The 20,158-nt window shown below is 55.8% G+C and carries 15 protein-coding genes; 12 read left to right on the top strand and 3 right to left on the bottom strand.

The annotated features are described in order from the left end of the window. The first annotated feature begins 252 nt into the window (after positions 1-252). A complete protein-coding gene (locus ACN08V_RS08835) occupies positions 253-1,869 on the top strand; it encodes an inorganic phosphate transporter (protein WP_419105288.1) in 1,617 nt (538 codons plus the stop codon). A gap of 88 nt (positions 1,870-1,957) precedes the next feature. Here ACN08V_RS08835 and ACN08V_RS08830 read toward each other — a convergent pair whose 3' ends face one another. Continuing rightward, on the bottom strand, positions 1,958-2,647 hold the full coding sequence (locus ACN08V_RS08830) for an IMPACT family protein (RefSeq protein ID WP_419105287.1): 690 nt from the start codon (positions 2,645-2,647) through the stop codon (positions 1,958-1,960). 84 nt (positions 2,648-2,731) lie between these two features. Here ACN08V_RS08830 and coaE point away from each other — a divergent pair, with 84 nt between their 5' ends. The 6 genes from coaE (at position 2,732) to ACN08V_RS08800 (ending at position 10,896) form a co-directional block, all read left to right on the top strand. Further along, complete coding sequence (coaE, locus tag ACN08V_RS08825) at positions 2,732-3,346, top strand: dephospho-CoA kinase (protein WP_419105286.1); 615 nt, start codon at positions 2,732-2,734, stop codon at positions 3,344-3,346. 237 nt (positions 3,347-3,583) lie between these two features. Further along, on the top strand, positions 3,584-5,347 hold the full coding sequence (locus ACN08V_RS08820) for a BCCT family transporter (protein WP_419105285.1): 1,764 nt from the start codon (positions 3,584-3,586) through the stop codon (positions 5,345-5,347). Positions 5,348-5,558: 211 nt separating this feature from the next. Beyond that, positions 5,559-7,697 (top strand): excinuclease ABC subunit UvrB, encoded by a 2,139-nt coding sequence (gene uvrB / locus ACN08V_RS08815; RefSeq protein ID WP_419105284.1) that lies wholly within the window; start codon positions 5,559-5,561, stop codon positions 7,695-7,697. A gap of 57 nt (positions 7,698-7,754) precedes the next feature. Next, a complete protein-coding gene (locus tag ACN08V_RS08810) occupies positions 7,755-8,936 on the top strand; it encodes an MFS transporter (protein WP_419099792.1) in 1,182 nt (393 codons plus the stop codon). 187 nt (positions 8,937-9,123) lie between these two features. Further along, positions 9,124-10,320 carry a TerC family protein gene (locus ACN08V_RS08805; protein ID WP_419105283.1) on the top strand — a complete coding sequence of 399 codons (1,197 nt, stop codon included), beginning with the start codon at positions 9,124-9,126 and terminating at the stop codon, positions 10,318-10,320. Positions 10,321-10,563: 243 nt separating this feature from the next. Then, positions 10,564-10,896, top strand: a complete 333-nt coding sequence (locus ACN08V_RS08800; protein ID WP_419105282.1) for an SdpI family protein — start codon at positions 10,564-10,566, stop codon at positions 10,894-10,896. A gap of 94 nt (positions 10,897-10,990) precedes the next feature. On the opposite strand, the gene ACN08V_RS08795 is transcribed toward ACN08V_RS08800, so the two are convergent. Then, on the bottom strand, positions 10,991-12,385 hold the full coding sequence (locus tag ACN08V_RS08795; protein ID WP_419105281.1) for an alpha/beta fold hydrolase: 1,395 nt from the start codon (positions 12,383-12,385) through the stop codon (positions 10,991-10,993). A 105-nt stretch (positions 12,386-12,490) separates the two neighbouring features. Here ACN08V_RS08795 and ACN08V_RS08790 point away from each other — a divergent pair, with 105 nt between their 5' ends. The 3 genes from ACN08V_RS08790 to ACN08V_RS08780 are packed head-to-tail and all read left to right on the top strand — an operon-like array spanning position 12,491 to position 13,643. Then, a complete protein-coding gene (locus ACN08V_RS08790) occupies positions 12,491-13,072 on the top strand; it encodes a hypothetical protein (protein WP_419099789.1) in 582 nt (193 codons plus the stop codon). Next, the gene (locus ACN08V_RS08785; RefSeq protein ID WP_419105280.1) at positions 13,069-13,263 is read left to right on the top strand and encodes a hypothetical protein; all 195 of its coding nucleotides are present in this window, start codon (positions 13,069-13,071) and stop codon (positions 13,261-13,263) included. The genes ACN08V_RS08790 and ACN08V_RS08785 overlap by 4 nt, the downstream gene beginning before the upstream one ends. A 35-nt stretch (positions 13,264-13,298) precedes the next feature. Next, on the top strand, positions 13,299-13,643 hold the full coding sequence (locus ACN08V_RS08780; protein ID WP_419105279.1) for a hypothetical protein: 345 nt from the start codon (positions 13,299-13,301) through the stop codon (positions 13,641-13,643). 8 nt (positions 13,644-13,651) lie between these two features. Here the strand turns inward: ACN08V_RS08780 and ACN08V_RS08775 are convergent, their stop codons facing one another. Beyond that, on the bottom strand, positions 13,652-16,255 hold the full coding sequence (locus tag ACN08V_RS08775; protein ID WP_419105278.1) for a DEAD/DEAH box helicase: 2,604 nt from the start codon (positions 16,253-16,255) through the stop codon (positions 13,652-13,654). 374 nt (positions 16,256-16,629) lie between these two features. Between ACN08V_RS08775 and ACN08V_RS08770 the strand changes: the two genes are divergently transcribed. Further along, positions 16,630-18,240 carry an ABC transporter transmembrane domain-containing protein gene (locus ACN08V_RS08770; protein ID WP_419105277.1) on the top strand — a complete coding sequence of 537 codons (1,611 nt, stop codon included), beginning with the start codon at positions 16,630-16,632 and terminating at the stop codon, positions 18,238-18,240. Next, complete coding sequence (locus ACN08V_RS08765; RefSeq protein ID WP_419105276.1) at positions 18,233-19,993, top strand: ABC transporter ATP-binding protein; 1,761 nt, start codon at positions 18,233-18,235, stop codon at positions 19,991-19,993. Before ACN08V_RS08770 ends, ACN08V_RS08765 begins: the two co-directional genes overlap by 8 nt. Positions 19,994-20,158 lie beyond the last annotated feature (165 nt).

Raw genomic sequence — 20,158 nt, 5'->3', positions numbered from 1 at the left:
AGATTTGTTTCCTCGCTCGCTCGGAATCTTCGCTTCCATCCCCGCAAGAAGCTGACCGGCAAGTAAACAGCCCGTCAAGCTATCAAGGGCCCTCCCCACCAAGTATGGGGAGGGCCCTTTGCATGCACTATCACCCCGATAGTTCATGCAAAGGCTAGCGTCAGTTAACCATTTGTTAACCTTGTGCACAGACTATTAACAGGGCTCCAATTGCGCCCGCAAGCCAAACCAAAACTCTATGAAGGGGGCCCTGTGGATTCCAGCGCGAATTCGGGTTCAGATCTTGCAACTCCTGCCTTACAACGAGACACCACCGACAAATGGTGGCACCTGGGATTCGGCGGGCTCATGGCTGTGGCATTCACCCTGTTTACCTTCTGGTCAGTTAGCTACGTCGACCAGCCCAGCCAGGCCATCATCCTAGGTGTAGCAGTTCTCCTAGGCCTCTTCATGGCCTTCAACATCGGTGGCAACGACGTCGCTAACTCCTTCGGCACCAGCGTTGGTGCCGGGACTCTCACCATCAAACAGGCCCTGCTCATCGCAGCTGTCTTCGAGGTTTCCGGTGCCGTTATCGCAGGCGGGTCAGTCACCGGCACAGTCCGCAGCGGCATCGTAGATCTAGGGGCCATAGACCTGGCACCCATGCAGTTCGTCTACATCATGATGTCAGCCCTCCTCGGTGCTGCCATTTGGCTACTTGTCGCAACCCGCATGGGCTGGCCGGTATCCACCACTCACTCCATCATCGGTGGCATCGTTGGTGCTGCCCTGACCACGGGCTTCACCACCGGCGCCGGGGGCCTGGACATGGTTCAGTGGAGCAAGATCGGCCAAATCGCTCTCTCCTGGGTCATCTCGCCCGTTCTCGGTGGTCTCTTCGCCTGGCTTCTCTTCGGCTTTATCAAGAAGTACATCCTGGGCTATAACGAAAAAATTGATGCCGCCATGCTCGAACTGAAAAAGCGCATGGAAGAAGAGCGAGCCACCCACACCCCGCACGTTGGCTTCCAACGCATTACAGACCTGCAGCAGGATGCCTACTCCAACGCCATGCTTCGCAAGAAAAAGTTTAAGCTCAAGAAGCTGGACCCCGATGCACCTGAAAGCGAATACTACCGCCAGGTCCATAAACTTGATAAGAAAGCAAAGAGTAAGGACTCCCACCGGGCCCTTGAAGTTTACGTCCCAGTGCTGGCAGCAGCCGGATCTGTTCTTATCACAGCCATGCTACTTTTCAAGGGGCTCAATAAACTCAACCTGGGCATCTCGTCCATGGGTAACATCCTGATTATGGTCATGGTAGCTGTCATTACCTGGGTTAGTGTCACTATCTTCGCACGCAGTCTTCAGCACCTAGAACTCTCCCGGGCAACCTTTACTATCTTTGCCTGGCTCCAGGTCTTTACCGCTGCAGCCTTCGCCTTCAGCCACGGCGCTAATGACATCGCTAACGCGATCGGTCCTTTCGTGGCTATCCTCGACGTACTGAAAACCGGTCTTATCGCCAAGGAAGCTATCGTTCCCTTCCCTGCCCTCATCACCTTCGGAGTTGCACTGATTGCCGGGCTCTGGTTTGTGGGCCGCAAGGTCATTGCTACGGTAGGTCACGGTCTAACCAAAATGCACCCATCATCAGGCTTTGCTGCGGAGCTAGCGGCTGCAGGTGTGGTCATGGCAGCGTCGGTTCTCGGTCTGCCGGTCTCCTCCACCCACATTCTGATTGGTGCGGTTCTCGGCGTCGGTATTGTCAACCACTCCGCCAACTGGAAACTGATGCGCCCCATCGCCCTGGCCTGGATTATCACCCTACCTATCTCAGCCGCAATCGGCGCCGGTGGCGTTCTGATCATCTCTGCCCTCTTCTAAAAGCTGGATGCCCAAAGCCCCGGTAAGTCCCTCCAAGCCAGGCTTACCGGGGCTTTGCCCTATCTGGCAGATCTACAGATAGATTGTTCTAGGGCCTATCAACCCACTCGGTGCCTGCCCACTCGATATGGCAAGCACCGGCTGAAATCTGGGCCAGCATATCCTCCGTCCTTGCCTGTAGCTGCGAATCGTCAAAGACAGCCACCGTAATTTCGGCATGGGAGGCGCTGTAGTCTGTTCCCAGCACAGCGTAGCCCTGCGCTCGTAAATCGTTCTCTAATCGTCCAGCCTCGGAATGGGGGACGCTGATAAGACCCAGTCGGAGACGTTCTCGGGGGGTGAGCCGGGCGGTATCGAGGGCAGCGGCGACAGCCTCTGTGTAAGCTCTGACCAGCCCACCTGCCCCCAACTTGATACCACCAAAGTAGCGTACTACCACAGCACAAATATCTGAGAGGTCAGCTGTTTGCCCCTCTCGGCCTTGGGCCCTGCGGGCCAGCAAGGCCTGCATCATGGGCACCCCGGCTGTACCAGCGGGTTCACCGTCATCACTAGAGCGCTGGAGGTCACGGTCTGCCCCTATGACAAAGGCGGAACATACATGCCGAGCATCGTGGTACTGCTTGCGTTTAGATTCGATATAGGCGCGCGCCTGGGCCTCAGACTCAACTCGGAGTAGGTAGCAGATAAACTCGCTTCGTTTGATCTCAAGGAGATGACGGACCGGCTCCTTGCTTGCAAGTACGGTATAGCGGTTGGCGCGGGTTTTATCACTCATGTGTCCATTCTAAAGTGGCCCGGGAAAGCCGTTAGGCTAGGAAACGGAACTGGCACAGCACATAGGTAAGAGGAAGAGAAGACAATGGTTATTCATATCGGTCTGACCGGGGGAATCGGTTCCGGTAAATCAACGGTGGCTCAGATCTTGGTCAAGCTGGGTGCTACCCTGATTGATGCCGATGCTATCGGTCGTGACTTGATGCAACCTGGTCAGCCTGTGTTTGCTGAGGTTGTGCGTGTATTTGGGCAGGGTGTGCTGGCTAAGAACGGTAGCCTTGACCGTGCTGCCCTGGCCTCACTGGTCTTTGCTGATGAGAGCAAGAGGGAGAAACTAAACTCCATTGTTCATCCGGCGATTCGGGTTCAGGCCCAGCGACAGAGGGATAGGGCCGCAGAAAAGCTGGGGCAGAGCGGGGTCATTGTTGAAGATATTCCCCTGCTGGTTGAGACGGGGCAAGCTAACCGTTTTGACGGTGTGATTGTGGTTGAGGCTGACCCAGCGGAGCGGCTCAGACGGCTGGTTGAACTCCGAGGTATGTCAGAGGCTGATGCCCTTGCACGCATGAATGCGCAGGCTACCGATCAGGAACGCCGCGCTCTTTCTACCTGGGTCATTGATAACTCCGGTTCGCTTGCAGAAACGGAGGAACAAGTAGGCAGGGTGTATGGAAAAATCACGGGGAGAGAGTTCTCATAGAGTTATTTAGGCAGTCAGTCGATGGGGTGAAACTGTGAGAAAGATCTGTTCTGACTAGTATTGACGGGCGAGAACGGGCCTGTGTCTAAAAATCAAGTGGCCTGGGTATGCAGTGGAAATACAATATAAAGCTGACTTAGAATTAAAGGCGCTGCCTAGATATTGGGTGGCACCTCTGCGGCTGGTGGATGCAAGAAAGCCGGGCAGAGGGAATCGCATTTTCCACCGGGATTGACCGTGCTGACTAAGCTACACAACCTCTTAGGGCTGAGAACCAGCCCTGCAATTTTCTTTTCCTCGGCCTTCTTTATCGTGCTTTTCACGGCCTTGATGGCGGCTTTTCCCACCACGATGTCAGACGGTATCGGCGCGGTTTCCGGCTTCATCATTAAATACCTGGGCTGGGTTTACACCCTGGGTATTGCCATTTTCTTCTTTTTCTTGGTCTACATGGCCATGAGCCGTTTCGGGCGTATCAAAATTGGTGACGACGATGCTGAACCCGCATACTCAGGATTGGCCTGGTTCGGTATGCTCTTTGCAGCAGGTGTGGGTGCTGTCTTGCTCTTCTGGGGTGCTGCTGAGCCCATTTCTCATTACGCCAAGCCACCCTACGATGGCGTAGCACCACAGTCTGATCACGCGGCACTCGATGCTCTAGCGATTGCTAACTGGCATATTGGTCTGGGCGTGTGGATTATTCTGACGGTACCTGCTTTGGCTTTTGGCTACTTCACCTATAAACGCAAGCTACCCCCGCGCGTTTCCTCGATCTTCCAGCCCCTGCTGGGTGAACGAATCCACGGACCCATCGGTAAACTCATCGACTCGGTAGCCATTATTTCTACCGTTTTTGGTATCGCAGTCTCTGTAGGTATGGGTGCCCTCCAGCTTAATTCAGGCATGGGGATCATGTACGGACTTCCCCTGGGCGGTATTATCCAGGCAGGCATCGTGGCCATCATTACGGCCGCAGGTATCACCTCTGTGCTCATGGGTATGGATAAGGGTGTTAAGCGACTGTCCTACATTAATATCCTCTTGGCTATTGCTCTGATGATTTTTATCCTCATGACGGGAGCTACCCGTTTCGTCACCCTGGGAACCGTTGAATCTGCCGGCTACTTCCTGCAGAAGCTCCCCGTCATGATGCTCTTTAACGACGCCTTTGCCGATACTGGTTGGATCGGCAGCTGGACGGTCTTCTACTGGGCATGGACTGTGACCTGGGCACCTTTTGTCGGCCTCTTTATCGCTAAGATTTCCCAGGGGCGCACTATCCGCCAGTTCGTGGTGGGGGTACTGTCTGCCCCTACTGCTTTTACCTTGATGTGGGTCGGTGTTTTTGGGCTAAGCGCCTTTAACATTGAGCGCAAGGAGAACGGCACTCTGGTGCAGACCGTTGTTGAGCAGGGCGATATTCCCGCCGCGCTCTTTGAGTTCTTGAGCCATTTCCCCCTCTTCCCCGTGGTTGCGGTGGTTACTCTTCTGGTGATTACCATTTTCTTTATCACCTCGATCGACTCAGCCGCCCTGGTCATGGATGCAATCGCTAACGGGCACGAAGACCCGGCACCCAAACGGCAGGGGGTCTTCTGGGCTGCCTCCATCGGTCTTGTGTCAGCCTCAATTCTTGTGGCAGCAGGCGATAATGGGCTCGTAGCCCTGCAGAACGTCATTGTGGTCATCGGCTTCCCCGTCTGGCTCATTGGGTTTATGCAGATATGGATGCTGGTGCGGGCCCTACGAGAGGACGCTGGCGAACTGCCACCCATGAAGACCCGCCAGTGGAAACAGGTTCTCCCCGTGGAGGAATACCACCGCCGAGCCCAGGAAGACTTCTCGTCCATTGGTGAAGTCACCATTCGCCCCGAGTATGAGGTAGGTTCAGAGCCGGAGTATGAGGGCCTGGTTCCCAATACGGGACAGATTCCTGTAGTGACTGCTGAAGCTGTGGCCTTGGAGGCCACTGAGAAGGCCCAGCAAGACAAGCAGGTTTAGGGTATCTCAGGTCTGCCTGAGGGGATGGAGCTATTCCTGTTCAGCAAGATATACTGCTGGCTTACTGCCTAGAAGATGGGGAGTAAGCCAGCAGTTTTTGCCTGGGGAGGGTAGTGGGGTGAGAACCAGTAACCTTCTGCCTGTAAGCTCTAGAGGCTATATTCGTACTGGTGTTCTAGTTTTTGCCCTGGTTTTTCGGTAGGGTAGGGGCATGAGTCTTGCCCAGGAAATCAACCGGATTGTTGCCCCCTTTGAAGTCGTCTCCGAATATCAGCCAGCGGGCGACCAGCCCAAAGCTATTGCTGAGCTCACCGAACGAGTGCAGAACGGTGAAAAAGATATTGTTCTGATGGGCGCGACCGGTACCGGTAAGTCGGCAACCTCCGCCTGGCTCATTGAAGCTGTCCAGAGGCCTACTCTGGTCATGGTCCAGAACAAGACCCTGGCCGCCCAGTTGGCCAACGAACTGCGTGAACTACTGCCTCATAACGCGGTGGAGTATTTTGTCAGCTATTACGACTACTACCAGCCCGAAGCCTATGTGCCGCAGACCGATACCTTCATTGAGAAGGACTCGTCTATCAATGAGGAAGTAGAGAGACTGCGTCACTCTGCCACCAACTCCCTGCTGACTCGCCGCGATGTGGTGGTGGTGGCAACCGTCTCCTGTATCTATGGGCTGGGTACCCCCGAAGAGTATGTGGCCCAGATGGTTACTCTGCGGCGGGGCCAAGAACTAGACAGGGACGAGCTACTCCGTCGTTTTGTGGGCATGCAGTACGCACGCAACGATATGGACTTCCACCGCGGAACCTTCCGGGTGCGCGGCGATACCGTAGAAATTATCCCCATGTATGAGGAAAACGCTATTCGCGTGGAATTCTTCGGGGATGAAATTGAGGCTATCTACACCCTGCACCCACTTACCGGTGAGGTCATCCGTGAGGAAGAGGAAATGTATGTCTTCCCTGCCTCGCACTATGTTGCCGGTGCTGAGCGCATGGCAAGGGCCATTAGCTCTATTGAGGATGAACTGCGGGAACGGCTCCAAGAACTAGAGTCTCAGAATAAGCTGGTTGAAGCCCAGCGCTTGCGGATGCGCACCCAGTATGACCTGGAAATGATGGAGCAGATGGGATTCTGCAACGGCATCGAGAACTATTCCAGCCATATCGACGGTCGCGCCCGGGGAACTGCGCCTCACTGCCTACTGGACTATTTTCCCGATGACTTCCTGCTGATTGTGGATGAATCCCACGTCACGATCCCTCAGATTGGTGCCATGTTTGAGGGCGATATGAGCCGTAAACGAACCCTGGTGGAGCACGGTTTCCGCCTGCCCTCAGCCATGGATAACCGCCCCCTGAAATGGGAGGAGTTCCTGGACCGTATCGGCCAGACCGTCTACCTTTCAGCAACCCCCGGTAGGTACGAACTGGCTCAGGCCGATGGGGTCGTGGAGCAGATTATTCGCCCCACGGGTCTGGTTGACCCTGAAATTGTCGTTAAGCCCACCCAGGGGCAGATTGATGACTTGCTTGAAGAAATCCGTGTGCGGGTCCAGGGGGATGAGCGCATACTGGTGACCACCCTGACCAAGCGTATGGCAGAGGATTTGACCGACTATCTGCTTGAACACGGGGTCAAGGTCCAGTACCTGCACTCCGATGTGGATACCCTACGCCGTGTGGAACTATTGAGCGAACTGCGCCAGGGCGTTTTTGATGTTCTGGTGGGCATCAACTTGCTCCGTGAGGGCTTGGACCTGCCCGAAGTCTCACTGGTCGCTATCCTCGATGCCGATAAGCAAGGTTTCTTGCGCTCCACTACCTCGCTGATTCAGACCATCGGGCGTGCCGCCCGTAACGTGGGCGGACAAGTACACATGTACGCCGACAAAATCACCGACTCTATGCGGGTGGCCATTGACGAGACCAACCGCCGCCGCCAGATACAGCAGGCCTACAACAAGGAACACGGCATTGATCCGCAGCCTCTGCGGAAGAAGATAGCCGATATCACTGACAAGCTGGCCCGCGAATCAGAGGACACCGCTGAGCTCCTTGCCTCGCGCAAGGGTAATGCAAAGACTGTATCCAAAAAGGGCACCAAGTACGCGGCTACCTCACCGGAAGCCGAGGAACTTCTGAAAAAGGCCGAAGCCAAGGTACGTGCCGACGGACTTGCCGCCGCTCCCGCCGAGGACCTGATGAGCCTGATTGAAGACATGCACGCACAGATGATGCAGGCCGCTGAAGAACTCAAATTCGAGCTGGCAGGCCGCCTACGAGATGAGATAGCCGACCTGAAGAAGGAACTACGGCAGATGCAGGCAGCGGGGCACGCCTAAACCCGGAAGGGTGGTAGAATTGTGCGGTTTGTGTCCTTACCTTTTCTAGGAGCCACCGTGAAGCAGAGTGTTGCCCGCATGCCCGGTATGCCTCAAATTCTCATCACCTTTGGTCTGAGCATTAGCAGCCTTGCCGTTCTGCTCCCGGCCTCACCCGCCTGGGCTGTAGCCGGCGGTGCTGGCTCCTTCGGGGCAGGCGCAACCAACGCTGTACTCATGGCTGTCACCGTGGCCACGCAGTTCTCGGTGCCCACCCTTACCCGCCATTTTTCCTGGGCACATGTACTGCCCCTTGGCACAATCCTCTTAGGTCTACCCTCCCTCATTCAGCTCCTCAGCCCTGCCCTGACCAATATCCTGCTGACCTCAGCCCTGCGAGGGGTCGGCTTTGGCATTGTCACGGTCTGCTGTTCTTCGGCTATGTCCTACCTGGTTCCCCTGGAATACCGAGGCCGGGCGGTGGGGCTCTACGGACTAGCCGCAGCTGGCTCACAAATGTTCTTCACCCCGGTTGCCCCCTGGGCTATCGAAGTCTTTGGGCACCGGCCCGTCATTGCTGTGGGCGCGATTGCTGCGCTCGCCGCACCCTTTGCTTTTCAGCTGGGACGCTCCGTTGATCGCTATCTGGCACAAGACCAAGAGGGCAAGCCAACAATATCTGCTACCCCTAAGACCTCGACCACTACGATTATCAAACGTATCTGGCCCGCCCTACTGACGCTCACCCTGGTGACCTCAGTGGGCGGTGCCTTCATGACTTTTTCCACTGAAATAGCGCCCACCGCAACACTGGCTACAGGCGGCTTGCTCCTGCTCTGCCTCCTAGCTACCCCCACCCGTCTCTACGGCGGTTCACTTACCGACCGCTTTGGGACCCGTCTGCTGATGACACCGGTACTGGGATTCGTCGCTCTGGGGCTGGTTCTGCTTGCCCTGATGGATGGGGCGAGCTCTCTTTCTGTGCTCTTCTTTCTCCTGGGCGCATCCATCATGGGCTTTGGCTACGGCTTCCTGCAATCGGTGACTATGGTGCGAGCCCTGAGCGATGCCGGGGGAGCCGATGCCACCCAGCGAGCATCGGTTGCTTGGAACTCACATTTTGATATTGGTACCGGACTGGGGGCCCTTGCCATTGGGGCTCTTGAACAGTCCACCAATTTTGCAACTGCCTGGGTGGTAGCGGCACTTATCCTAGCTCTCTGTGCTCTTGGAATGGGCTTACGAGACGCCCGTTCCTGAGTAGTCGCTGTTCAAACGGTGCCCGCGTAGGTTATAGTTGAGGTTCGAGCAAGGGAGTATCCCGCTAATTCCTGTTTCGTCAGCACGTTGATCGATGGCGCCCAACCGGGGCAGGAAACCACATAAGCTAAGGTGGTTGGGAGAGACTTGTGGATTTGGTTAACCCTCAACCACAAGAAAGGCTCTCATGCATATCAGTGGTTTACAGTGGGCGGTAACTATCGCGGTTATCCTCCTGCTTTTAGCGTACGATTTTTTCTTCCATGTGCGGAAGGCTCACGAGCCCACCATTAAAGAGGCCGCTATCTGGTCGGCTCTCTACATTGGTTTGGCACTAGCTTTTGGCCTGGTCATCCTTTTCTGGGACGGCACCCGGTTCGCCGCCGAATACTACGGCGGCTACATCACCGAGAAGGCCCTGAGCGTTGATAACCTTTTTGTCTTCCTCATCATTATGGCCAGCTTTAAGGTGCCGCGCGCTGACCAGCAGAAGGTGCTTCTCTTTGGCATTGTCTTTGCTCTGATAGCTCGCACTGTTTTCATCCTTGCCGGTGTCGCTTTGATTAATACCTTTAGCTGGATCTTCTACCTCTTTGGTCTGGTACTTATTTACACTGCGGGCAATTTGATCACGGGTGAAATTACCGATAAAGAGGAAGAAGACGAAGCCAATAACATCGTTATCCGTCTGGCAAAGAGAGTCTTACACACCGTTGACTACTACGATGGCGATAAGCTCTTCACCCTTGAAAACGGCAAGAAGGTCATGACCCCCATGCTGCTCGTTATGGTAGCTATCGGCGGCACCGATATTCTCTTTGCGCTGGACTCAATTCCCGCAATCTTTGGCCTGACCCAGGAGGCCTACATTGTCTTTACCGCAACAGCCTTCTCACTGATGGGCTTGCGTCAGCTTTACTTCCTGATTGACGGCCTGCTGGACCGCCTGATTTACCTCTCCTGGGGCCTGTCTATTGTCTTGGCCTTCATCGGGGTCAAGCTTTTGCTCCACGCTTTGCACGAGAATACTCTGTTTTTCCTCAACGATGGGCAACCCGTTCAGGTGATAGAGGTTGGTATTGAGCTGTCCTTGGCAGTCATTATCAGTGTCCTAGTCATGACAGTTCTTGCTTCACTGTATTCCCCTAAGGGTAGGGCACTTGCTACCATCCAGAAGGTTCAGAATCTCTCTGATGAATACCTGAACCTACCTGCTCATGCTCCTGCCGCACAGCGTGCTGAGCTTCAGAGCAAGTTGGATGCTGCGGCCGCTAAGTCACGTAAAATTCCTCAGAAATACCGGGATGAGCTGATTGAGTCCGAGGCGGAGTACCAGGATCTGGTGCATCGTGCTCGCACGGCCCATGCGGAGCACACTGCCTAAGGGAAGAGGTTCGAGGCTGGTCCCTGGGATTTGCTGACCTTCTTGGCCGATGCCGCCAGTATCTTCCCTTTGCGGGGAGGTGCTGGCGGTTTTGTTTTGCTTTATCACCGCTGCTATGCGCCTAGAATGAGAGATATATTAAAGGCAGTCTCAGCTCAGTCAACAAGAGGGGGTCCGACTGTGTCGCTCATAGACTATCTACCGCTTGTTATTTCTTTAGTAGGGGCAAGCATAGTATTTGTGGTGACAGCTCAGATGGGAGCACATGGCCGCCTGCCTCCCAATGGGGTTATTGGGTTTCGTACAGCATCGACTCTGCAATCTGATGCCGCTTGGGAAGCTGGACACCGCGCTGCCGTCCCCGCCCTGCGGATCCTGGCATTGGTGCAGGCTGTGGGCGCTGGCCTTACCTTTGTTTTGGGCTGGTTTCTGCAATCACCTTTCGCTATTCCTTGCGGTATAGGCGCCTTGCTCCTGACGGGTGCTGTATTACTTGTACTTTCAGCTACTTCTGTTAAGACTGCGGCTCATACTGCTCATCAAGAGTGGTTAGAGCGCCAGAGCCGAAAGCTATAGCTGACTTACCTAGATGATTATTCGATAGCTCAGGCAAAAAAGCCAGGCGCTGACCCTGATCAGGGGCGAGCACCTGGCTTTTGCTTTCGTAGATCTAGCGCATATCCGCTAGCAGGTTCTTTAGATGGCCCAGGATGGCCGGGCCATCGACTCCTAGGCCGTCATGGTGGTGAGTCTGCGAGGTCCACACGCGGGTGTTTCCCACAAAATCGGCGGTCTTCATAGAGTGGGTGTAATCGACAAAGACATCGGGCACATAGGCTGCCGCCGCTAGAGGCACCCGGTTCTGAGCCAGCTGTTCGTGGTCATAGAGCCTGCCCCAGTCCTGCTTTTCAGCCAGCAGGTGGGCAACCTCGGCCAGCGGGCCTAGAGCCGGGTCCTCCTCAAAGTACCAGGGGAAGATATGCTCGCCCAGCCAGAGCAGGTTTTCTGCATCTTCTGCAAATTCTGGGCGCTCGGCGTGCATACGGGCTGCTGACCAGCGAGTCGGTGCGGGGGAGGGGGAGCCTGGCGCCCCGTCTGCGTAGATACTCTCGTGGAGAAGCCCATAAAGGGGAGCTGATGCGAAACTAACCTGTGCGCTCACCGCAGTCAAGAACTGGTCGGACAGCCAGTTTTTTGACTCGGCAAAAGCAGACTCCAGAATATAGTGCAGGTTGCGTGCCCGCCCGTTGCCGCCCAGAAGGTGACCCAGCATCTGCAGGCGATGGGGTGTCAGCCGTTCACCGGTGGGTAAGACTTCCTGATGGGTAGCAAGGTGCTGCGCGATACGGGCCGCCAGCTCGCGGTCCTGGGGGTACCAGCTGTAGTATTCCTCGCTCCGTTCCTGCATACGGTCCAGGGTTGAGCGGTAGACCTCATCAAGGTGAGAGCGGATGGGGGCAAGCCCGGCCGTCATGCGGGCATCTTTGATGGATTCAGGGGCGAAGGATAGGTAGCTGAGGGTCAAAAAGCCGCCGAAGCTCTGGCCCATTGTGGACCAGCGCTGATCTTTGCGGTCAGCTAGAAGGAAGCTACGGACGACCTCGGCATCGGCAATGATGGAGTCGGCCCGGAAGAGCTCACAGTATTCTGCCTGAACTTCTGCTGACCCTAGTTGGGCGAGTGCCTTGGCAGAGAGCGGGGTGGAGTTGCCGGTTCCGCGCTGATCTAAGAGCACCAGTCGGTGGGTCTGTGCTAGCTCCTGCACCCAGCCGCCCTCTGTTGCCGGACGGGGGCTTTTGCCACCAGGCCCACCCTGGAGGTAGACCATGTAGGGGCGCTCATCTGCAGGAAGAGTCAAAGCCTCGGAGGTATCAACTACTTCACGGGCAAAAACGGTCATGCTCTGCTGGGCAAAACGGGACTCTAGTGCCGCTGACTCACTCTTGCCAAAGATTAGGCCGTGGGTCGCGGGGACGGTGAACCAGTGATCGATGAATTTGAGTGAGCCGATGGTATGTCTAGCCCCAACACGATGGCTGGGTGTTGGTAGGGCAGAGAGGGCCACGGTGACCTCCTAGTAGGGACGGAAAAGACTTTTAAGCTCTCGTTATATATAACAATATACTGTTATATTCCAAGATATAACAGTATATTGTTATATATGTTTGTCATGACCGTAGACCAGCGTAACTCTTCAACCGGCCAAGACCTGGTACCCCAACTGCACAGTGACCTAGCCGGAAACAGCAATATTGCCTCACCGCTAAGGCCCTTCCAACGCACCGCAGGCGACGAAGTCCAAGCGGTCTTCGATGACCCAAACGGTCTGCTCGAAACCGCCCTAGTGCTGGCCCGCCAGGGAACCTGGCATATCGGGATTGGGGTCGGTGCCGTCAATGAGCCGCTACCGGCCAATGCCCGCGAAGGGAACGGCCAAGCCTACAGGAAGGCGCGAACCGCAGTGGAGCGCGCCAAACGCTCAGCCGGACACATAGCCTTTGAAGGAACAGGTAGATTTTCCGAACTGATTGAAGCCAGCCTGCAACTTGTCATGGGGCTTGAAGAAGACCGGAACGACTCCTGGCAGGCCATCGGAGAACTCTACGAGCAGGGCATGACCCAGATAGAAATTGCCACGCACCTGCAAACCTACCAGTCAGCGGTCAGCCGTGCCCTCAGACAGGGGCGATGGCAGGAAACCCGCCGCATGGTACAGGAGCTCAAAACCCTACTCGCTGAGGAGAATGTATGAACCTGGTAATTTGCATCCTGCTGGTAGCGCTTTTTACCCTGTCACTGCTGTGGCTAAAAACCCAGAACGCCAGCGCCCCCAAAACCTGGACTCTCATGACCCTACTCGGCGGGGCCCTTGTGCTGTCTACCCTGGCACAGCCCCTTGAAGCCCCGGTCCGTGAGCTGACCACAACGCTCGAGTGCTGGTGAGCTGTTTGGGCGGGTCAACTCCAGCAATCTACTTCGTGGGGAAGATTAAACAGAAACAAACAGAAGAAAAGCCCAAGGGCCAGCACATCACCGGCACCCTGGGGATCCTAAACCTACGTGCAGACATCACCCAGTCCGACGAACGTATCGAAGCCGAAGGCGGAGGCCGCCTCATCGGCATCTTCGAACGGCTCGCAGTAGCGCTCTGCCTCATCACCGCACAAACAAGCGCTCTAGCTGTCATCGTTGCAATCAAAGGACTAGCCAGGTACCCGGATATCAAAGCCGGGCACCTGACCGCCGAAAAGTTCATCGTGGGGACTTTCGTCTCCCTGCTCTGGGCAGCAGGCTGCGTCCTGATCGCCGTGAACCTGCGGTAAGTGCTGCGCTAGAAAGCCCCTACGCTCTCAATCAGCACCACGGGAGCGCCTTCCGCATCGGAGGCCGCCAAATCAACCCTGGCAACAATACCGAAGTCATGGTTCTCATCCGGGTCCGAGAAGGTCTGCCTGACCAACCAAAACCCTGGGTGCTCAGCAGTATCATCGTCAATTGTCAGCAGACGGGGGGAGCGAGCATCGGCATCGGTGTAGATATCCTCGTACTCCTCAAAGTAATCGTCCATAGCGTCGGCCCAACGGTCAGAGTCCCAGCCAGAGCGCTCGCCGTCTAACTGGCCCAGAATCTTGTCGCGCTCATCGGCAAACAGCTCCACCCTGCGGAAGAGGGCGTTACGCACCATGACCTTAAAGGCACGCGGGTTAGCGGTAAGAGCGGGTGCGCTTTCTGCCACCAGTTCCTCCAGAGAGTCCTGGACGGGTAGGCCTTGGTCACCGGAGGCCATACGCTCCCACTCATCAACCAGGGAGGAGTCTGTCTGGCGGATCACCTCGCCTAGCCACTCAATCAGGTCGGTGAGCTCATCGGTCAGGGCAGAGAGGGGAACGGTCTGGCGCAGTGCCTTATAGGCATCGGAGAGGTAACGCAACAGAATACCCTCTGAACGTTCCAGCCCGTAGTACTGGATATAGTCGCCAAAGCCCATGGCCCGCTCATACATGTCCCGGACTACGCTCTTGGGCTCTAGTTGGAACTCTTTCATAAAAGGAGCACCGGACGAGTACGTTTCAAAAGCGGCTTCAAGGAGTTCCGCTAGGGGCTGGGGGTAGGTAATCTTATCCAGCTCAGCCATACGTTCGTTGTAGTCCATGCCCTCGGCCTTCATCTCGGCTAGGGCTTGGCTCTTGGCTTTCTTCTCCTGACCCACAAGAACCTGGCGGGGGCGCTCAAGGGTCGCTTCGATGATAGAGACCGCATCGAGGGCGTAGGAATCGCTCTCAGAATCGAGCAGGCTGAGGGAAGCCATAGCAAAGGGGGAGAGCGGCTGGTTCAGAGCAAAGTTCTCTTGCAGGGAGACGGTAAGCCGGACGGTGCGACCAAACTCATCGGGTTCAGCCAGGCGCTCCACGACCCCGCCGTTGAGCAGTTCACGGTAGATACCAATCGCCTTGCGTTTGAGGGATCTCTGCTTGATAGGGGGCTCATGGTTGGCGGTCAAAAAGAGCATGACGGTCTCAAAGGGGTCAGCCTCACGCTGAAGCATATTGAGCATCATGGAGTGAGTGATCTGGAAGGACGAACTTAGCTGCTCTGGCTCAGCCTCAATGATCTGCTCAAAGGTTTTCTCGCTCCAGGCCACAAAGCCCTGCGGTGGTTTCTTCTTTTTACCCCTAAGGGACTGGGCTATTTTCTTCTCGTCGCCACTAAATTTTTCGCGAGCCTTTGCTTCGAGCCGTTCATTTTCAATGTCGTGCTCGGGGGCCTGAACAACCACGTAGCCGGCGGTATCAAAGCCAGCTCGTCCAGCTCGTCCTGCAATCTGGTGGAATTCGCGGGACTTGAGCCGGCGGGTGCGCTGACCGTCAAACTTTGAGAGAGCAGTAATCAGCACGGAGCGAATGGGGACGTTGATGCCCACACCCAGGGTGTCGGTGCCGCAAATAACCTTGAGCAGGCCAGCCTGCGCTAGCTGCTCCACCAGGCGGCGGTACTTGGGGAGCATACCCGCATGGTGGATGCCGATACCGTTCTTAATATACTTTTGGAGCACCTTGCCGAAACCCGCAGAATAACGGAATCCCGCAGTGAGCTCATTGATTTTCTCTTTCTCTTGCTTGGTCGCAATCGACAGGGACATTAGAGAAGCCGCCGTGTCGATAGCCTGGAGCTGAGAGAAATGAACGATGTAGACCGGTGCCTGGTGGGTGGAAACCAACTCGTCAACTTTCTCGACCAGCGGTTGGCGGGAGTAGGAGTAGTTGAGAGGAATGGGGCGGGTTTGGCTGGTGACCAGGGCGGTACCGCGCCCGGTGAGCTCGGTTAGTTCCCGCTCAAACCGGCTGGTGTCCCCGAGGGTAGCGCTCATGAGCAGGAATTGCGCCTGGGGCAGGTCAAGCAGGGGAGCCTGCCAGGCCCAGCCGCGTTGGGGGTCAGAGTAGAAATGGAACTCGTCCATAATGACCTGGGTGACGTCGGCTCCAGCACCCTCACGAAGAACGATATTCGCCAGAATCTCGGCGGTGCAGCAGACGATGGGCGCATCGGCATTGATAGAGGAATCGCCGGTGACCATACCCACGTTCTCGGCACCAAAAATCTCGCACAGGTCAAAGAACTTTTCAGAGACCAGCGCCTTAAGAGGGGCGGTGTAGTAGGAGCGCTGACCAGCGGCCATACCTATAAAGTGAGCGGCCACAGCAACAGTGGATTTACCGGAGCCGGTGGGGGTTGCCAGAATGACGTTATTGCCAGCGGCTAGCTCTAGGACAGCTTCGTCTTGTGCCGGGTAAAGCTCCATACCCCGGGCTGCGATCCATTCGGTAAAGGCCTCATAGGCTTCGTCACCGGTGAGGGGGTTGGTTGCAAAATCTCCACGGTAGTAGTGCTTGGTGGAATCTGCCAGGGATGGGGAAAGGTACTGAAGAATCTTCATGATGTTAACCAGTTTAGTGCAGGCCCCTGAGGCAAGCCGCGTAAATGCACTGCTCCCATTCCGTTTCATCTCGTGGTGGTAGCACATGAAAATTAGACAAAAAATATATAAATGTGATGCTTGTCAAATAAGCTGAGGTGGGGCTACGATATTCAAAGGAAATATCCGCATATCGAACTCACGAAAGGGGGAGCATACAAATGAACACACATCGCTTTCAGGCGCCTTCTGCTTCCCCCTGGGTTTCTCACCGCTAGCGCACTCAGCTAGCTGATCAACCAAGATCAACCTACCGGGAGGCGTTCACACCGGTAGGTATTTTTATGCCCGGTAGATTTACCCCTTGCACATCTTGTGATTGAAAAGAGAATTTCGTGGCTAAGAATCGGACCGAACAATCCGAGCACAAAAATACACAAAATACTGAGAAGTTCCGCATTGCCCCTCCGGGCTTCCGTTGGAGAACACTCTATTTTCTCCCCTTTGTCTTAGATTTCTTTGCTTCACTGGCAACAGTATTTATGCCCGTTCTTGTGGGGCGTATCATCGACCTGCACAGCTCAGGGCTGAGCACCCAGGCCTATCATGCCATCATGATTCTGGCGGGTGTTATCGCCTATCTGTGCCTGGTCGAGTTTCTGGGTTGGGGCCTCACCTTCCGGGTGGTTGCACGTATTGAACGTGACTGGAGGCTCTACATCAGCCATCTCATAGACCGGGCACCTCACCGTGACCCCGGTGCTCTCATCGCTATTTTGAATAAGGACGCCCGGGCGCTCTCGCAGATGTGGCAACCGATGATTCTGGCTTTTTCGGCGGTTGGTGTCACATCGCTGGGTACCTGGCAGCTGTGGACGATTAGCCCGCTGATAGCTCTAGTAGCTCTTACGGGCCTTATCGTGACCATGATTACCTTGACCTGGGTATCAAAGCTCATCGAAAAGCACTCAGATGCATTCCGTGAAACGGTTAGCGTAAGCACATCCCGGGCATCCGATATCGCTTCTTCTATCCGCACAATCTTGGGCCTGGGGGCACAGAAGCGCATGATGGTGCATTACGGGCAGGCCGCTCAGGATGTCTACTCCTCCCAGATTCGCCTTGAGAGTGTTCAAACCTGGTCCTATGCCACCCGCAACCTGCTCGTGGGTACAGTGACCTGGCTAGCGGTGGTCTTAGCGCTGCGCGGGGCTGCACCAGAGGGTACCTGGATTACTGACATACCCGCAGGGCAACTAGTCACTATCGTGGGGCTTATCGGTACCCTGACCGGCCCTATCTGGTCAGTGGAGATGCTGCTCATGTCCTGGCGGAATGCTCGTGTTGCCTACAAACGTGTTGTGCGGCTGAAACGAGAGATTGCAGATGCCTCTTCTGCAGCTTCCCCGCCTGCCCCACAAGGCGCCCACACCGCTCGTGTTTTGGTGCCTTCTGGCACAGGGGCCGTTCACTATATCAACCCTCGCTGCGCCGGCATATCTGCCCAAGAGTATGCTGAAACCCTGGTGCAGAAACTCCGCGATGGTTCGCAGGGAGATAACCACCAGGTCTTGCTCTCGGAACCTAACCCCATCATCTTTGCCGGGACTCTCTCTGAGCATCTGACACTAGGGCGTGGCACCCTAACTCGTGACGAGATGGTTGATTTACTCAAAATCACTGACTCCGAAGAAATTGCTATTCGGCTGGGCGGACGAGACCCAGAAAGCTATGTGAAAAGCGCACTGTCCTCCGAAGGTACCAATCTTTCGGGCGGCCAACGCCAGCGTCTCGCCCTTGCCAGGGCACTGGCACAAAGAGCAGATACCCTGGTCCTGACTGAGCCTCTCAACTCGGTGGATGAACCCAGCCAGAAGTTCATTCTCAACCAGTTAGAAGAGCGCGCTGGGCAACCTGGGGTTCTGGCCCACATTGAACGAATCTACATCGTGAGTACGACCATGGAGGTCGAACGACGGCTGAAAGCAGGTGAGCTCGATGGCTAATCTTTTGCCCATTACGGATGGCAAGACAACCTGGCGGTTGCTTGGGCGCTCTGTCCTCAAGACGCCGTGGCAGTTGGCTCTGCTGATGCTACTTTTTGTTGCCAGTTCGGTTACTGCCCTCGCTACTCCCATTATGGTGGGCCGGCTCGTTGATGCGGTCACCACCGGCCAGCTCACCGGCTACCCCTGGGAGATACTGCTGACCATATTGGGTGCTGTACTTTTGGGGTCGCTTCTGACAAGAGCCTGGACTTTTCAGGGGCAAAAATTGGGGGTCCGCCTGAACCGTGACCTGGGTATTGACCTGGTGGAGGCTTCCCTCCAGCTCGATGCCCAAACCATTGAGGACGCGGGCTCCGGTGATCTGCTTGCTCGCCTGACCGATGACCTTGATAGCGTCCGACTGGTGCTGGCAACCGGTCTGCCGGAGTTTATCCATATTTCCGTATATATGGTAATTACTTCGGTGACAATTTTTACGGTGAGCCCGGTAATCGGTCTGGTTACCGTTCCCATGTTCGTGCTCATGGCCCTTGCCCTGGCAATTTTCCTACCCCGGATAGCCGCAACAACCCGGCGGAAAACTCAGGCAATGAGTGAGCTTACCGTTGTGGCCACAGAGAACGTTCGTGGTGCGGCAACGATCCAAGAATTGGGGGTCCAACAGGCCCGTTCCGGTGTCCAAGAGGAAAAAATTTGGGAGGTATTCAGGATCTCCGACCGTATGGTGGTACTCCGTTCAACCTTCTGGGCGGTCGATGCTTTCAACGCCTACCTTCCTCTGCTGCTAGCTATGGTCTGGGGCTCCTACTGTGTTTGGCGGGGTTGGGCCACCTGGGGCGATGTCTCAACAGCCTCTATCATGCTCTTTTCCATGCGGGTAGACTCGGATATCTTCACCTTCTGGCTGGATCGTCTGCGCGAGATGACCGTGACTATGGGCAGGGTTTTTGGTGTCATTGACCTGTCAGATACCCAGCAGGCCCGCCGGGAATCTGAACAATACCGGGGAGAAGCCAGCGGTCAACAGAGTAAGACTGTCTCCGTCCAAGCATGGCCCCCTGCGGCTGTAAAGCTCCAAGGAGTGACCTACGGGTACAATCCCCAGAGCCCTGTTATTGAGGGCATAGACCTCACGGTTGCACAGGGGGAGAGCCTGGCCCTGGTGGGGCGTTCAGGGTCCGGTAAAACGACGTTGGCTCGACTGATAGCAGGATCGCTCACAGCCCATAGCGGAAGGGTGCAGGTCATGGGTCAGATAGTCGGGAACGGCCTCTACCCGACGGAGCCTCTAGCTGACCACCGCCCGGCTCTGCTGATTTGCACCCAGGAGGCCCACGTCTTTGTGGGCACCCTAGCTGAGAACCTTGCTGTAGCGGCACCTCAGGCTAATAGGGAGCAGATGCTTGATGCGCTCCTTGCCGTCGGGGCAAACTGGGTTAGCCGATTACCGGATAGCTTGGATACCCAGCTTGGAGACGGGTCCTACGAACTGACCAGAGACCAGGTGCAACAGCTTGCCCTTGCCCGTATCGTAGCAGCTAACCCGCATGTGGTGATTCTTGACGAGTCAACGACCCAGCTTGAATTGGCAGATGCCAGCCAGTCACTGGCAGCGGTCATGAAAGGCCGTTCGGTGATTATCATTTCGCATGATTCGCGTATTGCATCACTGGCTGACCGTGCCGTTCTCCTAGAAGAGGGCAGGCTTGTTGCCGAGGGAACCCCGGACCATATTTTTGCCCGCACCTAACCGCTAGAGGCGCATTGACTGGGTGCTTGGAAAACCTAGAGTGGTACTCCACCCCTTAGAAGAAAGCCTCAACATTCCGCAAAAACTCGGTGTGCTGGTAGCCTGAACCCCGGATAACAGGGTACCCCGCACTAAAATATGAGTGGCAATAACCACAAAAACCAA

This window comes from Rothia sp. P5766 (assembly GCF_048513555.1).
In the GTDB taxonomy this organism is placed as follows: domain Bacteria; phylum Actinomycetota; class Actinomycetes; order Actinomycetales; family Micrococcaceae; genus Rothia.
Note: the sequence above shows the minus strand (reverse complement) of the source record. Positions and strands in the feature narration are given on the sequence as shown.

What these genes read in the sequence shown, in the direction of transcription:
- ACN08V_RS08830 (WP_419105287.1), bottom strand. Translation starts at nt 2,647, where the DNA reads ATGAGTGATAAAACCCGCGCCAACCGCTATACCGTACTTGCAAGCAAG.
- coaE (WP_419105286.1), top strand. Translation starts at nt 2,732, where the DNA reads ATGGTTATTCATATCGGTCTGACCGGGGGAATCGGTTCCGGTAAATCA.
- uvrB (WP_419105284.1), top strand. Translation starts at nt 5,559, where the DNA reads ATGAGTCTTGCCCAGGAAATCAACCGGATTGTTGCCCCCTTTGAAGTC.
- ACN08V_RS08805 (WP_419105283.1), top strand. Translation starts at nt 9,124, where the DNA reads ATGCATATCAGTGGTTTACAGTGGGCGGTAACTATCGCGGTTATCCTC.
- ACN08V_RS08790 (WP_419099789.1), top strand. Translation starts at nt 12,491, where the DNA reads ATGACCGTAGACCAGCGTAACTCTTCAACCGGCCAAGACCTGGTACCC.
- ACN08V_RS08785 (WP_419105280.1), top strand. Translation starts at nt 13,069, where the DNA reads ATGAACCTGGTAATTTGCATCCTGCTGGTAGCGCTTTTTACCCTGTCA.
- ACN08V_RS08775 (WP_419105278.1), bottom strand. Translation starts at nt 16,255, where the DNA reads ATGAAGATTCTTCAGTACCTTTCCCCATCCCTGGCAGATTCCACCAAG.
- ACN08V_RS08765 (WP_419105276.1), top strand. Translation starts at nt 18,233, where the DNA reads ATGGCTAATCTTTTGCCCATTACGGATGGCAAGACAACCTGGCGGTTG.